Source organism: Vibrio sp. 10N.286.48.B8 (assembly GCF_003050085.1).
GTDB lineage: Bacteria > Pseudomonadota > Gammaproteobacteria > Enterobacterales > Vibrionaceae > Vibrio > Vibrio crassostreae.
Genome location: NZ_PIGD01000027.1, coordinates 26,990 through 46,810, shown reverse-complemented (window position 1 = coordinate 46,810; position 19,821 = coordinate 26,990). Strand labels below are relative to the sequence as shown.

22 protein-coding genes are annotated in these 19,821 nt (G+C 44.6%); 21 read left to right on the top strand and 1 reads right to left on the bottom strand.

Features of this window, described 5'->3' with window-relative positions; genetic code table 11:
• Nucleotides 1-105 precede the first annotated feature (105 nt).
• The 15 genes from CWO08_RS21835 (at nucleotide 106) to CWO08_RS21765 (ending at nucleotide 12,025) form a co-directional block, all read left to right on the top strand.
• On the top strand, nucleotides 106-552 hold the full coding sequence (locus CWO08_RS21835) for a head completion/stabilization protein (protein ID WP_181360060.1): 447 nt from the start codon (nucleotides 106-108) through the stop codon (nucleotides 550-552).
• A complete protein-coding gene (locus CWO08_RS21830; RefSeq protein WP_108021093.1) occupies nucleotides 552-1,016 on the top strand; it encodes a phage tail protein in 465 nt (154 codons plus the stop codon). The genes CWO08_RS21835 and CWO08_RS21830 overlap by 1 nt, the downstream gene beginning before the upstream one ends.
• A complete protein-coding gene (locus CWO08_RS21825) occupies nucleotides 1,013-1,552 on the top strand; it encodes a phage virion morphogenesis protein (RefSeq protein WP_108021092.1) in 540 nt (179 codons plus the stop codon). The genes CWO08_RS21830 and CWO08_RS21825 overlap by 4 nt, the downstream gene beginning before the upstream one ends.
• Nucleotides 1,552-1,770 (top strand): DUF2635 domain-containing protein, encoded by a 219-nt coding sequence (locus tag CWO08_RS21820; protein ID WP_108021091.1) that lies wholly within the window; start codon nucleotides 1,552-1,554, stop codon nucleotides 1,768-1,770. The genes CWO08_RS21825 and CWO08_RS21820 overlap by 1 nt, the downstream gene beginning before the upstream one ends.
• A complete protein-coding gene (locus tag CWO08_RS21815; protein ID WP_108021090.1) occupies nucleotides 1,770-2,906 on the top strand; it encodes a phage tail sheath subtilisin-like domain-containing protein in 1,137 nt (378 codons plus the stop codon). The genes CWO08_RS21820 and CWO08_RS21815 overlap by 1 nt, the downstream gene beginning before the upstream one ends.
• A gap of 3 nt (nucleotides 2,907-2,909) precedes the next feature.
• Complete coding sequence (locus CWO08_RS21810; protein ID WP_061016063.1) at nucleotides 2,910-3,275, top strand: phage tail tube protein; 366 nt, start codon at nucleotides 2,910-2,912, stop codon at nucleotides 3,273-3,275.
• Between the two features lie 11 nt (nucleotides 3,276-3,286).
• Nucleotides 3,287-4,003, top strand: coding sequence for a phage terminase small subunit (gene gpM / locus CWO08_RS21805; protein WP_108021089.1), 717 nt, complete (start codon nucleotides 3,287-3,289; stop codon nucleotides 4,001-4,003).
• Nucleotides 3,987-4,271, top strand: a complete 285-nt coding sequence (locus CWO08_RS21800) for a phage tail assembly protein (protein WP_004737238.1) — start codon at nucleotides 3,987-3,989, stop codon at nucleotides 4,269-4,271. The genes gpM and CWO08_RS21800 overlap by 17 nt, the downstream gene beginning before the upstream one ends.
• A complete protein-coding gene (locus CWO08_RS24400) occupies nucleotides 4,220-4,423 on the top strand; it encodes a GpE family phage tail protein (RefSeq protein ID WP_308822072.1) in 204 nt (67 codons plus the stop codon). Before CWO08_RS21800 ends, CWO08_RS24400 begins: the two co-directional genes overlap by 52 nt.
• Nucleotides 4,424-4,459: 36 nt before the next feature.
• The gene (locus CWO08_RS21790) at nucleotides 4,460-6,355 is read left to right on the top strand and encodes a hypothetical protein (protein ID WP_108021088.1); all 1,896 of its coding nucleotides are present in this window, start codon (nucleotides 4,460-4,462) and stop codon (nucleotides 6,353-6,355) included.
• A 132-nt stretch (nucleotides 6,356-6,487) separates the two neighbouring features.
• On the top strand, nucleotides 6,488-6,739 hold the full coding sequence (locus tag CWO08_RS21785) for a hypothetical protein (RefSeq protein WP_108021087.1): 252 nt from the start codon (nucleotides 6,488-6,490) through the stop codon (nucleotides 6,737-6,739).
• A gap of 659 nt (nucleotides 6,740-7,398) precedes the next feature.
• Nucleotides 7,399-8,424, top strand: a complete 1,026-nt coding sequence (locus CWO08_RS21780) for an OmpA family protein (protein ID WP_108021086.1) — start codon at nucleotides 7,399-7,401, stop codon at nucleotides 8,422-8,424.
• Nucleotides 8,417-10,387, top strand: a complete 1,971-nt coding sequence (locus CWO08_RS21775; RefSeq protein WP_108021085.1) for a hypothetical protein — start codon at nucleotides 8,417-8,419, stop codon at nucleotides 10,385-10,387. Before CWO08_RS21780 ends, CWO08_RS21775 begins: the two co-directional genes overlap by 8 nt.
• A gap of 506 nt (nucleotides 10,388-10,893) precedes the next feature.
• Nucleotides 10,894-11,433, top strand: a complete 540-nt coding sequence (locus tag CWO08_RS21770; protein ID WP_017631131.1) for a YaeQ family protein — start codon at nucleotides 10,894-10,896, stop codon at nucleotides 11,431-11,433.
• Entirely contained in the window at nucleotides 11,426-12,025 is a 600-nt protein-coding gene (locus CWO08_RS21765; protein ID WP_108021084.1) for a hypothetical protein, read from the top strand. Before CWO08_RS21770 ends, CWO08_RS21765 begins: the two co-directional genes overlap by 8 nt.
• Nucleotides 12,026-12,479: 454 nt before the next feature.
• Here the strand turns inward: CWO08_RS21765 and folE are convergent, their stop codons facing one another.
• Nucleotides 12,480-13,133: a GTP cyclohydrolase I FolE gene (gene folE, locus CWO08_RS21760; protein WP_048659985.1), complete on the bottom strand. Its 654-nt coding sequence runs from the start codon at nucleotides 13,131-13,133 to the stop codon at nucleotides 12,480-12,482.
• A 216-nt stretch (nucleotides 13,134-13,349) separates the two neighbouring features.
• Here folE and moeA point away from each other — a divergent pair, with 216 nt between their 5' ends.
• From moeA to CWO08_RS21730, 6 genes are all read left to right on the top strand, one after another.
• Nucleotides 13,350-14,585 (top strand): molybdopterin molybdotransferase MoeA, encoded by a 1,236-nt coding sequence (moeA, locus tag CWO08_RS21755; protein ID WP_048662565.1) that lies wholly within the window; start codon nucleotides 13,350-13,352, stop codon nucleotides 14,583-14,585.
• A gap of 12 nt (nucleotides 14,586-14,597) precedes the next feature.
• Nucleotides 14,598-15,347 (top strand): molybdopterin-synthase adenylyltransferase MoeB, encoded by a 750-nt coding sequence (gene moeB / locus CWO08_RS21750; protein WP_048662564.1) that lies wholly within the window; start codon nucleotides 14,598-14,600, stop codon nucleotides 15,345-15,347.
• Between the two features lie 253 nt (nucleotides 15,348-15,600).
• Nucleotides 15,601-17,736, top strand: a complete 2,136-nt coding sequence (locus tag CWO08_RS21745) for an LruC domain-containing protein (protein WP_108021083.1) — start codon at nucleotides 15,601-15,603, stop codon at nucleotides 17,734-17,736.
• An 11-nt stretch (nucleotides 17,737-17,747) separates the two neighbouring features.
• The gene (locus CWO08_RS21740; RefSeq protein ID WP_102432963.1) at nucleotides 17,748-18,356 is read left to right on the top strand and encodes a hypothetical protein; all 609 of its coding nucleotides are present in this window, start codon (nucleotides 17,748-17,750) and stop codon (nucleotides 18,354-18,356) included.
• 161 nt (nucleotides 18,357-18,517) lie between these two features.
• On the top strand, nucleotides 18,518-18,832 hold the full coding sequence (locus CWO08_RS21735) for a hypothetical protein (RefSeq protein ID WP_108021082.1): 315 nt from the start codon (nucleotides 18,518-18,520) through the stop codon (nucleotides 18,830-18,832).
• Nucleotides 18,833-18,867: 35 nt separating this feature from the next.
• Nucleotides 18,868-19,716: a sulfurtransferase gene (locus CWO08_RS21730; protein ID WP_102479587.1), complete on the top strand. Its 849-nt coding sequence runs from the start codon at nucleotides 18,868-18,870 to the stop codon at nucleotides 19,714-19,716.
• The last annotated feature ends 105 nt before the right edge of the window (nucleotides 19,717-19,821 follow it).

The following is a 19,821-nucleotide window of genomic DNA, read 5'->3' as shown; positions in this document are numbered from 1 at the left end:
TAACACCCCCTCAATGCAGGCTCTATTGCTGTTTCAGGTGCGCTTTGGTGCTAACTGTTATTCGCGATTGTCGGCCTGCATTCCCTAACCCTGTAAGGATACATCATGGAATTTGTCGGTGATAAAAACGAACGGTATGAATCAGAGTTGCCAGCCTCGGACAAATATCCAGCCCTGAAAATTTCAGAGTTTCAGTCTCTGTTCCATTTCCAAAGCAATGAAACAGAGGCAGGCATTCTGCACCACGCTACGGTGTCACGCATTAAGGTGCATTCTGAGCTTAAAGACACCTTAGTGCCTTTTGCTAGTTTGGCGGAGTTATCTCAAGAACGTTTTGGTGATGGCTCAGCCAAAACACTTTACAAGCAAGCCGTATTTGCACTGACCGCTGCTCAACTAATCAGTGTGCAAATGAGTGGTGACGCTACCGCCGAAGCGGCAGACAGACAAGAAGCGCTCACCAGTAAGAAAGAAGAGTGCGAAGTGCAGTACCGCCAAGCCATAGACATCTTGATTCACGCTGAAGAAACCTACTGCTTTGAGAGGGTGTAATGAAAGCACTGCAAAGTTTAACTGACCTATTCAAAAGCCATGTAACCGATGCGGCCAAAATGGATGTGTGGGCGGAGGATGGCGCCTTATTTTGTGGTCAGGGTGTGGATGTCGATGGGTTTGAAATTGAGTATACCGCCATCGTTTTCTTACAAAGCGCCAAATTAGAGCCGCAAGTATTGTTTATGCAATTAGTCAGCTGGCTCAACAAATATGACCCAGAGCGAGCGGAAAAAGGCTTGCCTATGCCGACGTTCGCCCTAGAGCCTCTCGATAAAGGTGCGTTTGATCTCAAGCTGAAAATTGATATTCGTGAAGAGTTCGACCTTCAAGAAAACGAACAAGGTAATTGGAAGCAAGGTGATACCCGTTATGAATGTATCAGTGGTTTTGAAGCGCGAGCCGATGAAGACCAACTCGGTGAATTGGTCTACTTTGTCGGCCACTTAGATGATTTGCCATGAGTGAATTAACACTCGCGACGCCTGAGCAATTGACTCAAGTTGTGGAAAGTTTAGTGCTGACGGCCAGTGATAAGTTTGAGCTGAATAAACGCATGGCCAACCGTGCAAGGCAGTTTTTTCGTCAGCAAATTCGTGCTCAGCGAGATATAGACAACAACCCGTACCAAAGCCGAACGCGGCGAAAGACAACCCAACTATGGGATGGCACGAAAGCGCAGAGCACCGTGAACAATAAAAACATGTTGCTCGGTTTTGGTAAGGCGTTAAGAACTCACGTTACAGGAGAGAGCTTTGAGGTTGGCCTAAAAGGCGTCGCAGGTCGCATTGGCCAAGAGCACAACCAAGGCGCTCAAGTGTCATTTACGACACGTGTTAATGGTCACTACAACACTAAAACAGGTCAATGGACAGGTGGCGTGAAAACCAAGCGCAATTACCAAATGCCCAAACGAACCTTCATTGGTTGGACACCTGCTCTAGAGCGAGAGTTACTCGCCATGGCAGCGGAACACTTTGCACTAGAGGATGCAGCGTAATGGATAAACAAGAAGTAGAGAAAACGGCGCTACCCACTTTCAAGATTAAGCCAGCGAAAACAAGTTTGATCGTGAAAGACCCAATAACCCGAGAGCCACTGAAAGCGGCAGGTGAAGATAAACCTCGTAACGCTTACTGGCTACGTCGACTTGCTGAAAAAAGTATCGTGGTCATCGATAAAACAGCCAAGCCCACAGCCAAAAAGGAAACTAAATAATGAGTATTGGTTTTGCTGAAGTACCAAGCACCGCTCGCGTTCCCGGTGTCTACATTGAAATTGACAATAGCCTGGCAAACAGCGCAGAAGACTTGCAAGTTATCTTGGCGATCGGTAACGCGGTTAGTGATGCCACAGTCGCACCAAACAAAGTCACGCTTTGTATGGATGAGACGATTGCTGCAGCTTCGTTTGGTGCCAATAGCGACATAGTGGAGATGATCACCTATTTCCGTAAGCAAGATAAAACCATGCCTATCTTTGCGGTCAGTGTTGAAGATAGTGATACCGCAAGCGCCTTAGCCGCATTGGGGGATGTTCAATATCACCACATCATGTGTTCATTGAACGACAGCACCACCATTCGTGAGTTAGGGACTTTTCTTGAAGAGCGATATGGCGCATTAGAGCAAGTACCAGGCATCGCGTATCTACCCAAGAAAGGCACACACGCAGAGCTCATCACCTTTGCACCAACAAGCAACTGCGCGTTAATCAACTTTCTGCCCATCAATAACTTGGGTGACTCTGCAGAAGCGCCACTGTCTGACGCGGCAGCAATTGGCGCATGGGTTGGTCAAATCGCCCCGTCATTGGCCATCGACCCTTGCAGACCCCTGCAAACGCTCAAGTTAAACGGTGTTTACTCATTGGCAGCACAAGAATGGGACTGGGCTGAACGTAACCTCTTTTTGTATGAAGGGTTAAGTACCTACACGGTGAACTCAGCGAATGAAGTGTTAATTGAACGTGCAGTGACGGCTTACACCGAAAACGCAGCTGGCGTAACAGACAACAGTTACCTCGATGTCATGACGCCGGCAACCGCCATGTATTTTCGTCAGAAACAGCGCTCGTTGATCTTAAGTGTCTACCCTCGCCATAAGGTAGCGAAAGACGGTACCAAGTTTGCCAAAGGTCAGCCGATTGTGACGCCGACCATGTTCAAAGCCAAGCTGTTGACCTTGTATCGAGATTTGGAATACCAAGGCATCGTGCAAGATTTCGATGGCTACAAAAAGTCGCTCATTGTCGAGCTCGATGAAACCAACAAGCAGCGCGTCAACTACCAAGATTCACCGCAGTTCGTGAACGGTTTGATTATCGTTGCAGGTAAAATTCAATTTAGGAAGTAAGTCATGGGAACAAAAATTACTAGCCGTGCTGTCCTTAACGCCGGCTCACTGGGGCGCCTTCCCATCAAAGAAGGGGCGGAATATGGTCTTGGCAACATGAAGCGCGAAACCATAATGGGTGACGATGGCCCTTTGGGTTTCTCTGAGCAATTCTCGGATGCGCCTTTTATTAAATGCACCATCATCCACGCTCAAGACACCGATGAAAAAGCCATTGCAGATTTTGTGGGTGAAGACATCACTTTAGAAACGAACACGAACCGCGCTTACACCTTGAAAGGCGCATGGACAGTCGACCCGCTTACGGTTGCGATAAAAGATGGTCAGCTTGAAGTGCTCTTCAACGGTGACGAACTCATCCCGCAGTAAGGAGAAAGAACATGTTATCCATACTGATGAAACGAGAGGCTCAGAAGGCAAAGCCAGAACCGGTTGAAGCTATCGACAGTGTTGACGTAATGAACGAGTCAACAGTAAGCCAAGCCGTTCGCACCGCTTTTGCTGATAAGCCCTGGGAAGAAACACAACTTGTGTTTAAACAAGACCAAAGCTACTTGCGCACCTTGTCTGGTTCAAAAGAGAAAGACCCGTACAAACAAGAACTCATTAACAAGTACCGCCCATTGGTTGAAAAGCTACTGGACACCCACAAAGGCGACTACGGCAACCTCGATGTGATGTGGTGCTTTTATATGTGGCACTTTGACCTTGGCCAGTTTGAAGAGATCCACGATGACTTTCGAGCGGCCATTGATGGCGGATTAGAAACACCGGCTAACTTTAAAGTGAACGGTCAAACAGGCTTTTGTGATTACGTCTTTAAGTACACGCACAAAGCGCACACTGAAAAGAAAGCGTACAAGCGTGAATACCTGCTCAAAGCCGTGAGTGATTTACTGGCTGGCGAACTAGCTACCAACGCCCCACTCAAAGTGAAGATGTTCCGCTTAGTCGGTGACTGGTACTTTGAAGCTGGCGAAAAAGAAAAAGCGCATAATCTGTTTGAGCTAGTGATGAAGCTAGATCCAAACAAAGGCGGCGTGAAGAAGAGACTAGAAGCATTACAAAAGGAGCTTGGTTATGACCAACCCCATTAAAGACGAATCGCAAGTCAAGGTCGCTGAATTAGCCTCGCCTATTGAAAAAGATGGTAAAGCGCTGACGCATATTGATATCAGCAAGCCACACTCTGGGCATTTGCGCGGATTAAGCTTGATAGATGTGTGCGGAATGAAGTTTGAAGCAGGACAAACCCTATTACCTCGAATCTCTTGCTTGAACGAGCGTGACATTATCAACATGCCCCCAGAGAACTGGGCGCCTTTGCTCACGACGCTTGCCTCTTTTTTCGTCGCGACGGAATAGTAATCGATCGAGTTGAAGACTATTACGCAGATATCGCCCTTGTGTTCCATTGGCCGCCAAGCGAAATAGACAAACTCAGCTACGACGATCTATTACTGTTTCGAGAGCTTGCCCGAGAGAGGCACGAACAAACACCACAAGAGAGCGAATAAGCTCTCTTTTTTTGTATCAACAAAAGGCTATCCAGAATGAAAATGAAACTGTCTGTTCTCATGGATATGAAAGACAAAACGTCAGCCGTTCTCAAAGGGATGAGTGGCGAGAGTGACTATTACGCCAAGTCCATCAAAAAGGTACAGAAGACACAGGCTGATGACTCTGCTGCTATGGGGATGATTGACTCTTTCAAAACGTCACGAAAAGCGATGGACAAGAACGCCATTGCAGTTGCTGCGGTCAGCGAAAAACTTGAAGAGTTAAAAGTAAAAGCGGTAGGCGTTGAATCCCCAAGTGCGGCCCTAACGGAGAAAATCACAAAGCAGCAAGCTAAGCTGAGCAAACTGAACACTGAGCAAGAGGGGTATAAATCCCACTTAGAGAAACTCGATACCCAGTTAAAAAAGACAGGTGTGAATACGGGGAATCTCGATGATGAATACGACCGACTGAATCGAAGTTATAAGAAACACGGTAAGGAAATTGGCAGGCTTAGTAAGCGTTATACCACCTTACAAAGAGTCATGAGCCCGATTCAAAAGCTGAACCGTTCGCTCAAATTTCCCAAGGTCGGCGCTGCAGCGGCAGGAAAAGGCGCCGCGCTTTTAAGTGGTTTGAGCTTTGCTGGGTTAGTAACACAAGTGAATGGCGCTGCAGGTGAAATGGACAACCTGGCAAAGACATCGGCGACCCTAACTCTACCCATTCAAGAACTCCAAGCCATGCAGTCCCAAGCTGAACATGCGGGGGTAAGCTCTGACGCACTGTCTAACTCCATGCTTCGCTTTACCAAGCGACTTGGCGTGTTGCAACAAACGGGCTCAGGTGCGTTAGGCTCTTACCTCAAGAAGAGTGAGAACGCGCTGCATAAAGACTTACAGGGAGCAAAAGACACTAAGCAGGCTTATGAGATGCTCCTTGAAGAGTTCTCTCAGCTTGAAACGCCGCAAGAGCAAATGGCCTTTGCCGATGCGGCCTTTGGACAAGACGGTCGCAAAATGTTGATCATGTTGCGTGAAGGCACCGAAGGATTAACGGCAGCAAGAAAAGAGCTCAATGCATTGGGCGGCGGTGCGACGGCAGAAGATGCGGCGAAAGCGGAAGCCTACAACGATGCTTTGCAAAAAATCGAAGAAAGCGTTCGCTCTATGAAGTTTGCAGCACTTGCACCCATCATGGAAAAAGCAACCAAAGCATTCACCCAGTTTTCTGAGAAATTTAAGAACGCAGCCTGGCGAACCGATTTTATCGAAAAGCTAATCCAAACCGTGGACGGTCTTTATCAAGGCTTTGAACTGCTAGGTAAAGGGCTTATTTGGTTAGCGCAAAACTTCAAAGGGATTCTGGCGACGGTCGCCATTTTGAAAGTGGCGTTGATTGCTTTGAATGCGGCTGTTCTGGCAAACCCAATCGGGCTTATGGTGGCCGCGGTTGCCGCTGCAGTAATCGCGCTCACTTATTTAATCGATAAGTTCATTGGCTTAGACAAAGTCATTAAATGGATTGGTGACGGCATTGGCTGGTTATGGGATAAATTCAAAGCGCTAATAAACAAACTGCCAGATGCACTCATCCCTGATGGTTGGAAAATTCAAACTGATGAAGCTGGCCAAGAAGTCGATAACTTAGCCGCTAAACTCAACCGTATTGAAGATAAGAGCGCGACGCTTGGCATTACGACCAATGAAACCCAAAATAAAACTGAGCGAACCCAAACCGAGCAAGGATACCACGCTTATCAAGTTGGAGGGGTTCAGCCTATTAAGCAAAGCACTGCGTATAGCCCTCTGGGCAACCAAACCGTGAAAAGCAAATCTGAAGTGTCATTGACCATCAAGTCAGACAAACCAGTCGCAATTGAAAAAGCTAAGAGCGAAAAGGGAACTGACTTGAACTTAGATGTGGGGAATATGGCGACAAGCTTTTAATCTATAGAACTTGTCAGGGAAGCATTAGGAAAGGCTTATTAGCTGTTAACTGGCTCGATGTTGCAAGCAACGGTGATTGTAGTTCTTACAAGCTTTGTTAAAAAATGAAGCTTAAAGGAGGGAGGAGTATATATGGTTGTTAACCCACCAGAGCTAGATCCGTTTTTTCGATTCGTTCGAGTGGCTATCGTTAAGGCTCTTGGAGGTAAAGAGTACGCTTGTTTACCAAACGAGAGTATTGAGCAATATATATCAACAGTAAACCCTAATATCATGCCTTTGCTTTACGACTTCTTTGTAAAGTTCGATTACTTATACGTACTACGCCAGTCTAATTCCACATTAAATAATGAAGAGTCAGAAGTGTTGCTTACAGCCATGTAATATTTTCCTGCCGAATATTTACACATCAATATACCAATAGTTGCATATTAATGGTGTAATTAGAAAAAACATAAAAGATGTAGATCTAATATAGTGACCTCTAAATAAGGCATTAAAATAATATTTATCATTATTGGGAATGTAGAACCATAACTCATGTATTAAATTAATTGATTGTAATTTGTTAGTTCTGGTTTATAGGTATTATTTTTCTACGGTTCAATATTACATTACTTTAATTGGAAAAAGTTCTAGACTTTTTTGTTATCAATAACTGATTAATGATTCGTTTATGGAATATGGGTTGTGTTGGATAAGAGTTAAGTGATGGGGGCTTTGCTTTCTTCAATTTAAACAATAAATTATACAGAACGAATAACCGTAAAAGATAACCTTTTGAAATAAAGGTTATCTTTGGTTTTATCAGTTAGAAATGTCTACTTTACGTTCAAGTTTAAGTGTCGTTCAGAGTTAAGTAAAAAAGGGAGCATCAACCATCATTGTTAAATATTTGTTATTTTTAGGAAGTTCTTAATATATGCTCAATCCATAGCCGCTCGAATATGCATATGTAACTGTGATACGCTATAGAAAATTGGCGATTAGTGCTTATTTAAAAAAACAAAGTTAATAACATTTGCGTTACAAGGTGGTAGCTGATGGTAATAAGACAAATTGCGTTCTGTGTGTTCGCTTCATGCATTACATACAATGCTACGGCGAATAGCGACTTCTACTTAGGAGGTAAAACTGGTTGGACCCATTTCTCCAATGGCTGTGAGTCGCACCGTTTGGAATGTGATCAAGATGAATTAGGTGCCGGTATCTATCTTGGCTACAAGATCAATGACTGGCTAGCTATAGAGGGGGGATATGATTATTTTGGTGAAGCTGAAGCGGTATACCCTAGCCTCAATGATCCATCAGTTAAAGCGCCTTATAGTGCGAAGGTTCAAGGTATCGAACTTGGACTTAAACCTGATTTTAACCTAACAGAAAATCTTAGTATTTTCGGAAAAATCGGAGCTCTTGGCTGGCAAGCAGACAAGACCGGAAAAGAATTAAACTACACCGTGAACGCAAAAGATAAAGATATTTCATTAATGCTTGGAACTGGGCTGGAGTATCGTTTAACTCGGAATTGGGGGACTCGAATAGAGTATCAGTGGTTCGATAATGTCGGTGGCAAGGATACCGGGGGATCCAATATAAACTTTCTTACCTTGGGTTTAACCTATTCATTTGGAGCCGGAGAAGAAGAAACCATAACTGAACCTGTAGCCCCCGTACCAATAAAGGTTATTGAAGAGAAAGTAATAACTTTTGACGAGTTTAGTGGTAATACTCTTTTTGCTTTTGATAGCTCAGAACTATCAACTGATGCTGAAAAATACCTTCAAACGATTTTAGAACGCCTTAAAAATAATGAGCAATCAGAGCTTACTATTATTGGTCACACCGATTCTGTTGGTTCTGAGACTTATAACCAGGCCCTATCGATGAGACGAGCTCAAAGTGTTTCTAATTATTTTAAGAGTAAACTGGTGTCAGATAATCGCATTCAAGTTAAAGGAATGGGAGAGTCATCACCAATAGCTGATAACAGTACTATTGAAGGTCGCGCAATGAATCGTAGAGTTGACATTATTTCTCCATCTTTTTCTATTGAGGCAGAACATGAATAAATTTTCTTTCTATGTTTTTAGCCTAGCATTATTGGCTGGGTGTGGTGGGGAAAACAGTGGCTTACCATCACAAGGTAATATACAAGGCAATGGTGACGGTGGTGATGTTTCGTATATAAAGCCTGAAGCATTAGGGGTCGCGATTAATGGTTCTGTTGCTGTAGGTGAAACTCTTACTGGTCAATATACGTTTTCGGATCCAAATACTCCAACGCGTGCTGAAGGCGTTAGCACTTATCGTTGGTTAGATGGTTTAGGAAATCAGTTGGGGGTATCAACACCTATAACTATTGATGCGAGCTTAGATGGCAAAGAGATCCAGTTTTGTGTAATACCTATTGCGATTGGTACTGAAAATACAGTTGGTCTTGAGGTGTGCAGCACGAAAGTCACAGTTGTCCAACAACCAATAATCACTAGTTTGTCTAAATCCGATGAGTTGGCTGCTGGTAATTCGATTAGTGCTTCTTCGGTTTGTGGCGATTGTGATGCATCCAAAACAGTTTACAAATGGACAGTAGACACTAACAAGAATGGAACCTTTGGTGACACTATCACCGTAAACGGTCAACCTGTAGAGGACCGAGCAATCGAAGGAGGGGTAATTAGTATTCTCGAGTCCGAAGTGGGAGCTGAAATACAGCTTTCTGCCCAAGCATTTTCAACAAGTGGGCAAGCGTATAGTGTAGTTGAACACAATACATATAAACGCAGATTCTTGGTTGATGCTTTAGGTACATACGGTGGATTCTGGGGCTTACTCAATACCGGTGACCTAGTTCGACTAGGTGTATATGATAACAATCATGACGGTGACCTATTAGATATTAACGATAAGTTTGTAAAAATTGGCACAGCATGGGATTGGTACAATTACGCGATTACTGAAACGGGCAAATTAATATACTCAGGCCCGTATATTAGCTCTTACGGTGTAACAGGTATTGATGCAGATGTTGTTTCAGTTGTTGGAAACAGAGCAGCAGCTGCTGCTCTGAAATCTACAGGTGAGGTGGTTACGTTTGGTACTGACTCATATGGTGGAGTCATCCCCGCATTGATAGCTCCAGAGTTATATGACATCACAAAGGTCGTTGCTGGCGATTACTCTTTCACTGCACTCAGAAAAGACGGCAAAGTGTTTTCATGGGGGCTATCTGATATTGGCAGTATCAACGATGCTGATAACAATGATATTAAAGATGTATTTTCCAATGAAGCCGCATTTGCTGCATTAAAAAATGATGGTTCAGTAGTTGCTTGGGGATATTCAAAACTTGACTATCCTTCAAATGGCTTAGGGCTAGGCTCTGATTCCTCTGGTGTCGATTTTACAGGTGGGGTTAAAACCATCGTCGCTAGTCGCTTTGCTTTTGCAGCAATCAAAAATGATGATAGCGTGGTGACATGGGGTAACACACCTTATGGTGGTGATAGTAGTTCCGCAGACTTTACTGGTGGAGTGACAAATATCGTTGCGAGCCTTAAAGCTTTTACAGCGCTGAAGAAAAATGGAGAGGTTGTGAGTTGGGGGGTATTTGGAGCAGCTCCAGCTATAACTAATGCAAAAGAAATTTACGCCACTAAATTAAATACAGGTAGTGCTTATGACAGTGGAGCATTTGCTGCGCTGCTTGATGACGGAACTGCAATTGCTTGGGGAGCTGCGCTTGATGGTGGTGATATTACCCAACGATCAAGTACCCTCGTTAATAATGACATAACCGCGTTAAAACCAGCTTGGAAATCTTTCTTAGCTATTACCGATGAAGGAACCAAAGGAGGTTGGGGGGAGTTTTCTCCTTCAGTAAATGCTGATGTAGAGAATACATTCGTATCTTATTTCCAGTTCATGACTCAATTTAAGGATAAGTCTGTGTTGGTTGAAGGGGGCGGTTGGTGGAGGTCAGCTGAACTGTCGGAACTGGATCCAATAGATGTGTTACTAGAAACCTCAATATAACCTCTACTGAAACTAATGTAGCAACGAATAAAACCCAAACTAACTCATTCAATGAGTTGATTTGGGTTTAATTTTCTATTCTCGCCAAGGTAGATTTAAGCTTCAGCGCATTCACGTAATATTTAGGTACTCTTCTACCCCTGCTCTTCTAATCGATAATGCCAACATTCATTCGGTTGCATCACTCCGTTACTCTATGGCTTCTTTCTAAAATTTGATTACTTGTGCGCTGCAACAAGCAAACGCGCCACTAAGTACCGAAGAATCCGAAGTGCTACTTTCAGCCCAAGACTTGATTGACGAAGTACGCCTTACTGCCATGTGATCCCTTTCTTGTTAGTTCACCATGAGTACTTAAAATAATTGAGGTGTACCGAAGGCCTCATCTTGCTAGCTAACTGCTCTACTTCGTTTATACTAGGCACAACTTATCTATAGGCTGTGATTTCAAAAAACTCATTGGTACACCTATAGTACTCCTCATTCGATTGGAACCCTTACACCACATGGCTCTCAAACCCACAATCTATAAGTTTCGTATCTCTTTAACTGATATGAATCGCGACTATTACGACTCTTTTAATCTAACGGTTGCACAACACCCTTCGGAAACAGAACAGCGAATGATGGCTCGAATCATGGCTTTCTGTATCAATGCCTCTCCTGAACTTGAGTTCACCAAAGGGTTGTCTAGCATTGAAGAACCCGATTTATGGCAGAAGTCGTTAGATGATCAAATCCTAGAATGGGTTGATGTCGGCGAACCCGATCCAGAGCGTGTTAAGAAGGCAACTCGTCTATCGAAATCAGTTCGCGTATTCAGCTTCAACACTAAATCAAATGTTTGGTGGGAACAGAACAAAGGCAAATTCGGTTATCTAAAAGCTCAAATCGTTCGTCTAGACAACGATGGTATTGAGCAGCTTGCAGCGATGACACAACGCACGATGGATCTTTCTGTCATGCTGACAGGCAACTCTGCTTTCGTTAATAGCGATACACAATCAGCAGAAGTCACATGGGAAGAGCTGCAGAGTAATGACTGAGCTTCCAACCAGTAATCAGCAAAAGCTTGAAGCAAACCAACAAGCTAAAACCAGACTTCACGTTTGTTTGAAGGAGTCTGGCTTAGACTCAGTAACTGTGATTGCGACAGGTTTTGAGAAAGAGCTAACGTCTTTTATTGACGAAAATCATGCCCTGTTTAAACACGCTTGCGAGAACAAACCGGACAACTCTGCACGTCAGACGTTGCTTGGTCTGCTAACTAAAGTACATATCGATGCAAGCTATCGCTTTGAAAGTAATAAAGAAGCGAATGAGGCGATGCAAAATGTATTCGATAATACAGTGGGCACTGAACATAGCGACAAGTTTCAAAACTCTAACGCCCAACAGTTAAAACTAGTCACGCATTTGTGGTTGTTCATTCAAGGACGACTAGGAATGGATTACAGCCTAGCCAATGATCATGCTGCTGCGACCGCAACATTACTGTCTCGCCTTTCGAGAAATACTGATGACGAGATTCGAGTCGAGTTCATGGGCAGCTTTTATGATGGCTTGAACCTCTATCAAGCTGAGAACAAACCATCAGGTTTTGTTCATCGCTTTAAGCGTTTGTTTAATCTTACTTAAGCATTCCACCAGCTGAAATCAATTTGCGCTTTGCACTGTGTAGAGCGCACCTATTTCCAACCATTTTTCCCACTATTACCCCTGAACATGAGATTCCCTACTACGCTCGTCCCTCGCTTTAGGGAAACGGGGTATGTGCTCAAAACTTATTGAGTGCGTTTCACGTAGACACTTTCACCAGTATTCTCAAGATTCACCTGAATTAACTCGTCGAAATTCTCCGTCATCCCCGAGAGGGAGGAACGACTGAGTCGGGGATCTCATACAAAGTCATAAAACTGCGGAGACAAACAGATTCCTTACTCGCTCCTTCTTCACTCTCGGTAATGACAACATTCGCAGTCATGCAGTTAACTTTATTACAGGCACAAAAAAGCCCCGCTGAGAGCGAGGCTTAGAATCTTGGTTGCCGATTTGCTGAGGCTAAATCGTACTCATCGAATCACGAAGCGAATTAACGCAGGCCGTGTAAGAATTCGTGGCGCGTTGCTGGGTTTGATCTGAAGATACCACCCAATGCTGTCGTTGTTGTTTCGCTAGTTGCGTCCATTACACCACGTGATTTCACGCAGTAGTGAACCGCATCCATGGTTACAGCAACATCATCGGTTTCTAATAGCGTTTGCAATGCAACAAGGATCTGCTGTGTCATGCGCTCTTGAACTTGCGGGCGCTGAGCAAAGAATCGAACAATACGGTTAATCTTTGAAAGGCCGATGATTTTCCCACGCGGGATATAAGCGACCGCTGTTTTACCATCAATCGTCACTAAGTGGTGCTCACAAGTACTGGTCACGGTAATATCTTTTACACGTACCATCTCACGAACGCCCATCTTGTTTTCAATTACCGTAATTTTAGGGAAATTGGCGTAATCCAAACCAGAGAAAATTTCATCCACGTACATTTTAGCAATACGTTGTGGTGTTTCTTCCAAACTATCGTCTGTAAGATCAAGTTCAAGGAGAGTTAGAATCTCACGCATATGGTGTTCGATTCGTTCCTTTTTCTCTTCTCGGCTAACCTGATTAGGACGCATTGGTGTCTCTAATCCGCGGCTTGCTAGCGCATCTTTAACCAACTTCGCTGATTCGCTAAGACCTGACATTGAACTTCCTCTTTTATTGCCCCTTCTGGATGGCAAACAAGGATACTCGGAATTTTGAATAAATACACCCATATTTTAAGGGAGGTCATTATTTACGGGGGTTAAACTATGCTAAAGTGGCTGCAATTTCGTTGGTAAATAGTATTAATTTGATCATTATTGAATCACTGCTGCCAACCACCAAATCAAAATAATAACGACCAAAGGATTTCAATTATGGGCTGTTGCGACGCTCCCGGCTTAATGCCAATTGAAGAAGCACTAGACAAGCTGCTATCACCAATCAAACCAATCCAAACGACTTTATCTCTGCCTCTTGCTGAAGCATTAGGTTATGTCCTTGCTGAAGATATTCTTTCCCCTATTTTCGTACCTCCTTTTGACAACTCAGCAATGGACGGCTATGCACTGCGCTTAGCAGACCTTGAAAACGGTAAAATGCTGCCTTTAGCGGGTAAGTCTTTTGCAGGTCAACCTTTTGAAGGTGAATGGCCAGCAAATACCTGTATTCGCATTATGACTGGCGCAAAGATCCCGGAAGGATGCGACGCCGTAATCATGCAAGAAAACACGGTTGAAACTGACGCTGTCATTGAGATTCAACAAGACGACATCAAGCTGAACAATAACATTCGTCCTACTGGTGATGACATCAAGCAGGGTGATATCGTACTTAGCCGCGGTGAACGTTTAACACCTCGTGATATTCCAATGATTGCTTCACTGGGTGTAAGCCACGTTACAGTACTACACAAGCCGAAAGTCGCGTTCTTCTCTACTGGCGATGAACTAAAACCATTAGGCCAGCCTCTTGAAGACGGTCAGATCTACGACAGCAACCGCTACGGCATTAAACCGCTGATTGAAGCGTTTGGTTGTGAAGCTATCGACCTAGGTATCATCCCAGATTGCCCTGCAACGCTTAAAGAGACGTTCGAGAAAGCACAGCAAATAGCAGACGTGGTTGTGACTTCTGGTGGCGTAAGCGTTGGCGAAGCTGATTACACGAAAGACATTCTTGAAGAACTGGGGCAAATCGGTTTTTGGAAACTTGCAATCAAACCCGGTAAACCGTTCGCATTTGGTGAGTTGGATAACGCGTGGTTCTGCGGCCTACCGGGTAACCCAGTATCAGCGATGATGACGATGTACGTACTGGTTCAACCTATGCTGGCTAAGCTTGCGGGTCATACCGCGTGGACAGCGCCAGAATCTATTCCTGCTATCACCAAGTCTGCATTCAAAAAAGGCCCAGGCCGTACTGATTACCAGCGTGGCATCTACTCGATTGAAAACGGTCAGTTTGTCGTAGAAACTACAGGTAACCAAAGCTCTGGCGCTTTCCGCTCAATGAGCCTAGCAAACTGCTTTGTGGTACTAGAGCGCGAACGCGGTCGTGTTGAAGTTGGTGAAACGGTTCAGATCCAACTGTTTAACTCGACGCTTTACTAACGAGGCTCACTGATGGAAATACTGTCTGACACAGAGATGCTTCGCTACAACCGCCAAATCATCCTTAAGCAGTTTGATTTTGAAGGCCAAGAAGCGCTAAAGCAGAGCTCAATCTTAGTATTAGGGGCTGGAGGCTTAGGTTGTGCTTCTGCTCAATACCTTGCGACCGCGGGGATTGGTAAGCTGACACTGATCGACGATGATATTGTCGAGCTTTCAAACTTACAGCGACAAGTCCTTCACGCCGATGCTGACATTGGTAAGAAGAAAGTCGACTCTGCCGCTGAGTCGCTGCAGGTATTGAACCCTCATCTGACAATTGAAACTGTCGACCACAGGCTTGATGATCAAGCGCTTGCAAAGTTGATTGAAACTCACTCTCTTGTTCTTGATGCCAGTGACAACGTCGAAACACGTAATCAGTTGAACCGCCTATGTTACGCATCGAAAACACCATTAGTCTCTGGTGCTGCGATTCGAATGGAAGGTCAGATTAGCGTATTCACTTATCAAGATGCAGACGCACCTTGCTACCAATGTTTGAGTGCTCTATTCGGCAATGCAGCCCTAAGTTGTGTTGAAGCGGGGGTGATGGCGCCAGTTGTTGGCATGGTAGGCGCGGCCCAGGCTTTAGAAGCGATTAAGGTGATTGCCAAGTTTGGGCAACCAAAGCAAGGCAAGCTTCTGATTCTCGATGCCATGTCTCACAGCTGGCGTGAAATGAATTTAATGAAGATGCCTAATTGCTCGGTTTGTGGATAGACTAAACCATCCCTTCAAAACAAGAACCTAAGCCTTGATGATAAGTCAGGGCTTTTTTATGCCCGATGTTTAGCTTCTACTCAAGGCTATCAATTTGGAAATAGTTATTAAGGGATGAGTTTCATTTGAATTCTCATTTTGAGAAAACAACAAAAACTAGAACCACTCAAAATAAAAACCAACAAAATCATAACCTTAAAAATGGCACATTACTTGATTAAGTATCTAGACCTTCCATCACAAGGATGTAGATATGAGAATTACAACGTTAAGTTTGCTATTAAGCGCGCCACTGGTCGCCAACGCAGCGCCATTCGATACTTGCCCGAGTAAGGCATACCTCTTTCAATCCACCCCTGTGGAAGTTTGGGGCGTTAACCTAGTGACTGGTTCAACGACCCTTCTCGAAGGCGACACGGGGATGAACGCTAACATCAATGGTGTCGGTTTCGACTTCGAAGACAGATACATCTACGGTTATGACACCACTAACAAGCGCTTGGTGCGCCTAGGCAAGGATTTCCAAGCAGAAGTCATCAACACCAGTGGACTGCCGACAGACCATACCTTCTATGTGGGTGACGTTTACGATCATGTTTACTACCTGTACCGCACTGGTAAAGGGCTCTTCACGGTTGATCTATCACCTTTGGATTCTGATCCAAATGCGACAGTTACCGTTAACAAAATCGCAGGCAGCCCAGCAACAGTGAAATTAACTGATTTCGCTTTCCACCCAAGCGATGGCTCTCTATATGGTATCGATAATAACTCTGGTGGCTTATACAGCTTCAACCCTACAACTGGTGCCGAAACCTATATCGGCGACACCGGCGAGTTAGGTACGTTCGGTGCTGGCTATTTTGATGTCAATGGCTACTACTACGTATCGCGAAATCAAGACGGTAAAATTTACCGTATCAACCTGTCTCCAGACAACGCTGCCAATATCGCGGCAGGTATTGTTCCAGCCGTTGAATTTGTTTCGAATGGCCCAGCTTCTGGTCAAAACGATGGTGCTCGTTGTGCCAACGCACCTGTTGTTGATGAAGATTCAAACATCGACTTCGGTGACGCGCCAGACAGCTACCTAACTCTACTAGCGAGTAATGGTCCTCGACATGAACTCGATGGTGTCACATGGTTAGGGACAGATGCACCAGATGCAGATCTGGATGGATACGTTTCTCCACAATCGGATGAAAGCGTCGGCATTGATGACGAATGGACGAATGGTGGTATCGGCTTCGTAACCGCACTTGAAGCTGGCCTCGACTCGAAAGTAATTATTGAAGCTTCAACAACGGGCTATCTTTCAGCTTGGATAGATTGGAACCAAGACGGCAGCTTCGACGGCGCCAACGAACAAGTCTTTACCGATTACTTATTGGCGGCCGGTGAGAACGACTTATTCTTAAATGTCGATATTAATGCCTTAACGGGTACCACTTGGGCTCGATTCAGATTCAGCCAACAAACTAACCTGAGCTACTTTGGTGGTTCTACCTCTGGTGAGGTGGTCGATATTCAAGTCGATGTTCTTAATGATGGCGCAACGGCTCGTTACTTCCCAAGTGCTTCTGGCTACGCCACCCTAGCGTATGAAGACAATTGGCCTTATAAAGCCGACTATGACATGAATGATGCCGTTATCATGTATCGCATCACTGAGATCTTAAAAGACGGTAAGGTTGTTAAGTCTACCATCGATGGTCGCCTAGCGGCTGTGGGGGCAACCTACAAAAATGGCTTTGCGATTCGCCTACCAAACCTTGCACCAAGCTCGGTAGATACCGTTAACTCATACATGAAACACAATGGCGTATTCACCGATTTAGGTATGGAAGACGGTCGTAGTGAAGCTATCTTTATCGCCGCTGAAGACTTGTCTGAAAAAGCGAATACTTCATGCGCCTTCTACCGTACAAGCAACGCTTGTAAAGAAGATGAACAGTTCGCATTCCAAATCGGTATCAACTTATCAGGCGACGGTGTGAGTACTGCGTCATGGACAGACATGCCTTACGACCCCTTCATTTTTGCAACACCGGGCTACTATCACGGCGACAACCTACCGATGCACCCAGGACGTAGTTGGGAAGTTCACTTGCCAGACCAAGCACCAACCGAGGCCTTTGACACTGTGAACCTATTTGATTCTGGAATCGGTGTTGATGATAGCGACCCAGCAACAGGTAAATATTTCAAAACAGCAGAAAACCACCCTTGGGCACTGATTATCACGTCAACAGAAGAGTGGGAATGGCCACAAGAATACGTTGATATCGTAACTGCTTACCCAGAGTTTAAGCAGTGGGCAGAGTCAGGTGGTGACAATAACCAAACTTGGTACACATCACCAGCAGACAACCAATGTTACGAGCCATAAGGAGAGACGTCATGAGTATCAAAGATAAACCTAATCGCGAACATCATAACGTTGAGTTGAGAAGCAACCTCTCTAAGGAAAATAATATGTCTGCACAAAGCTCTTGGAACATGAAGAAAACAATGACCGTAGTTTTAGCTACAGCCCCACTCCTACTAGCAGGTTGTGGTGGGGGCGGAGGTGGCGGTGGTGGCAGCACGGCTTCTCCTTCACCATCATCACCGGCGACACCTGCAACGCCAGTAACTGCAACGCCATCACCGTCTCCAGTAGCCAGTGCAGCAGCGGAACCAACTTACACTATGAGTGATTTAGTGGTACCCGATGGTTTTGATTACAGCTCTGTAGAGCAGTTTGATATCGACATCGACATCAGTAGTATTTCAACAGACCGTTCATTTGTTACCGTGTATAGCCGTTTTAGTGCTCGTGACGACTCGACATTGAAACCAGACTACTCAAGCAAAGTGATTGCAGGATCATTAAACAATGGTGTGTTCGCCTCTAACTTCTCGAGCCCAGTCAACCACGATTCACTTCTTGTTGAGATTTGGTTTTACGATGGGCAGCCACCTCTACAAAAAGTAGTATCGAGCAGCAACTCTCAGATCGTGTGGTAATGAAAGTTTAGCTTCGAATATCAGCAACTAAAAGTGAGCAGCAATGCTCACTTTTTTAATCGCCCCACACTAATAACAGCGAAAATTATCTGATAGGCGTTCATTCACTTTACTTCGAATCTAACTTATATTTTCAAGATAACCTTCAAAGACTTACTCTCATGAAACAGTTAAAAATAGGTCTACTTATATTAATGTGTGGTGTCGGCGTATTAGTTGCTCTTACCCATTTCCCGTTAACGTCACAGACGGGGCAACGTATTGAAGCCAAAGTGATTTCTAACACGCTCACTCAGTCACTAGACGGACATAGGCGCTACCTCACGGTTGAAACTCAAAACAACGAAATATTTCGCGTTTCCACTCCACCAACAACAGACTGCCCTCTTGATTCTGTGGTCGCGCTTGATACATTAAACAATCAAATAACCGGACAAAGCAGCTATCAGTTCATCCACTGTAGAACAGCGCCTTAGTCGTCGATATAACAACAAGAATGGATATAAGAAGAATGACTCAGCCACTCATTTCACCAGAACAACTTCAACAACGTTTGCTAGAAGAAAACAACATTATAATCCTAGATGCCAGTATCGAATTTCAGATCCCAAGTGAGTCAGAAAAGATCAAAGGACAAATGATTCCTGGGGCAATTCGTTTCGACTACGACAAAGACTTCAGCAACAAACATACCCTACTCCCTCACATGTTCCCTTCCGAAAAACACTTCAATACTCGTGCACGTGAAATTGGTATCAACCAAGACAGCACCATTGTGGTTTACGATAACTCGGGTACTTTCGCTTCGCCTCGCGCTTGGTGGATGTTTATGGCAATGGGACATCAGGATGTTTACATCTTAGATGGCGGCTTACCTGCATGGATTGATGCGGGTTACGCAACAGACACATCGTACAGAGCTGAAGTCACGCCGGGCAATTTCGAAGGCAACATTCAAGACAACTACTTTGTCAGTGCTCAGCAGATTGAAGGTTACTCAACTGACAAAAGCGCAAACATTGTCGATGCTCGTTCTCAAGCTCGCTTTGATTCAGAAGTTCCTGAACCACGTGAAGGCTTACGTAGTGGCCATATACCGAATTCGATTTGCCTACCATTTGCCCAAGTGCTCGATAACGGTAAGTTAAAGCCTCAAGAAGAGCTCGTCGATATCTTTTCAACGTTGCAATTAACCCCTTCTCAGCCGATGTTCTTTAGTTGTGGTTCTGGAGTAACAGCCTGCATCATATTATTAGCCGCTAAACTGGCCGGATATTCAGGTGAAATGGGCGTTTATGATGGCTCATGGACTGAATGGGGCGCTAACGAGAAATTACCCATCGCTGTGACTAAAAGGTAATTCAACTTCGCTTACTGCCACTGTTAGAATATACTGCGCATGCATAAAGAGCTTACTCGTAGTGATGACTTAACGTCTCACACAGTAAGCTCTTTGCTTTGCGGT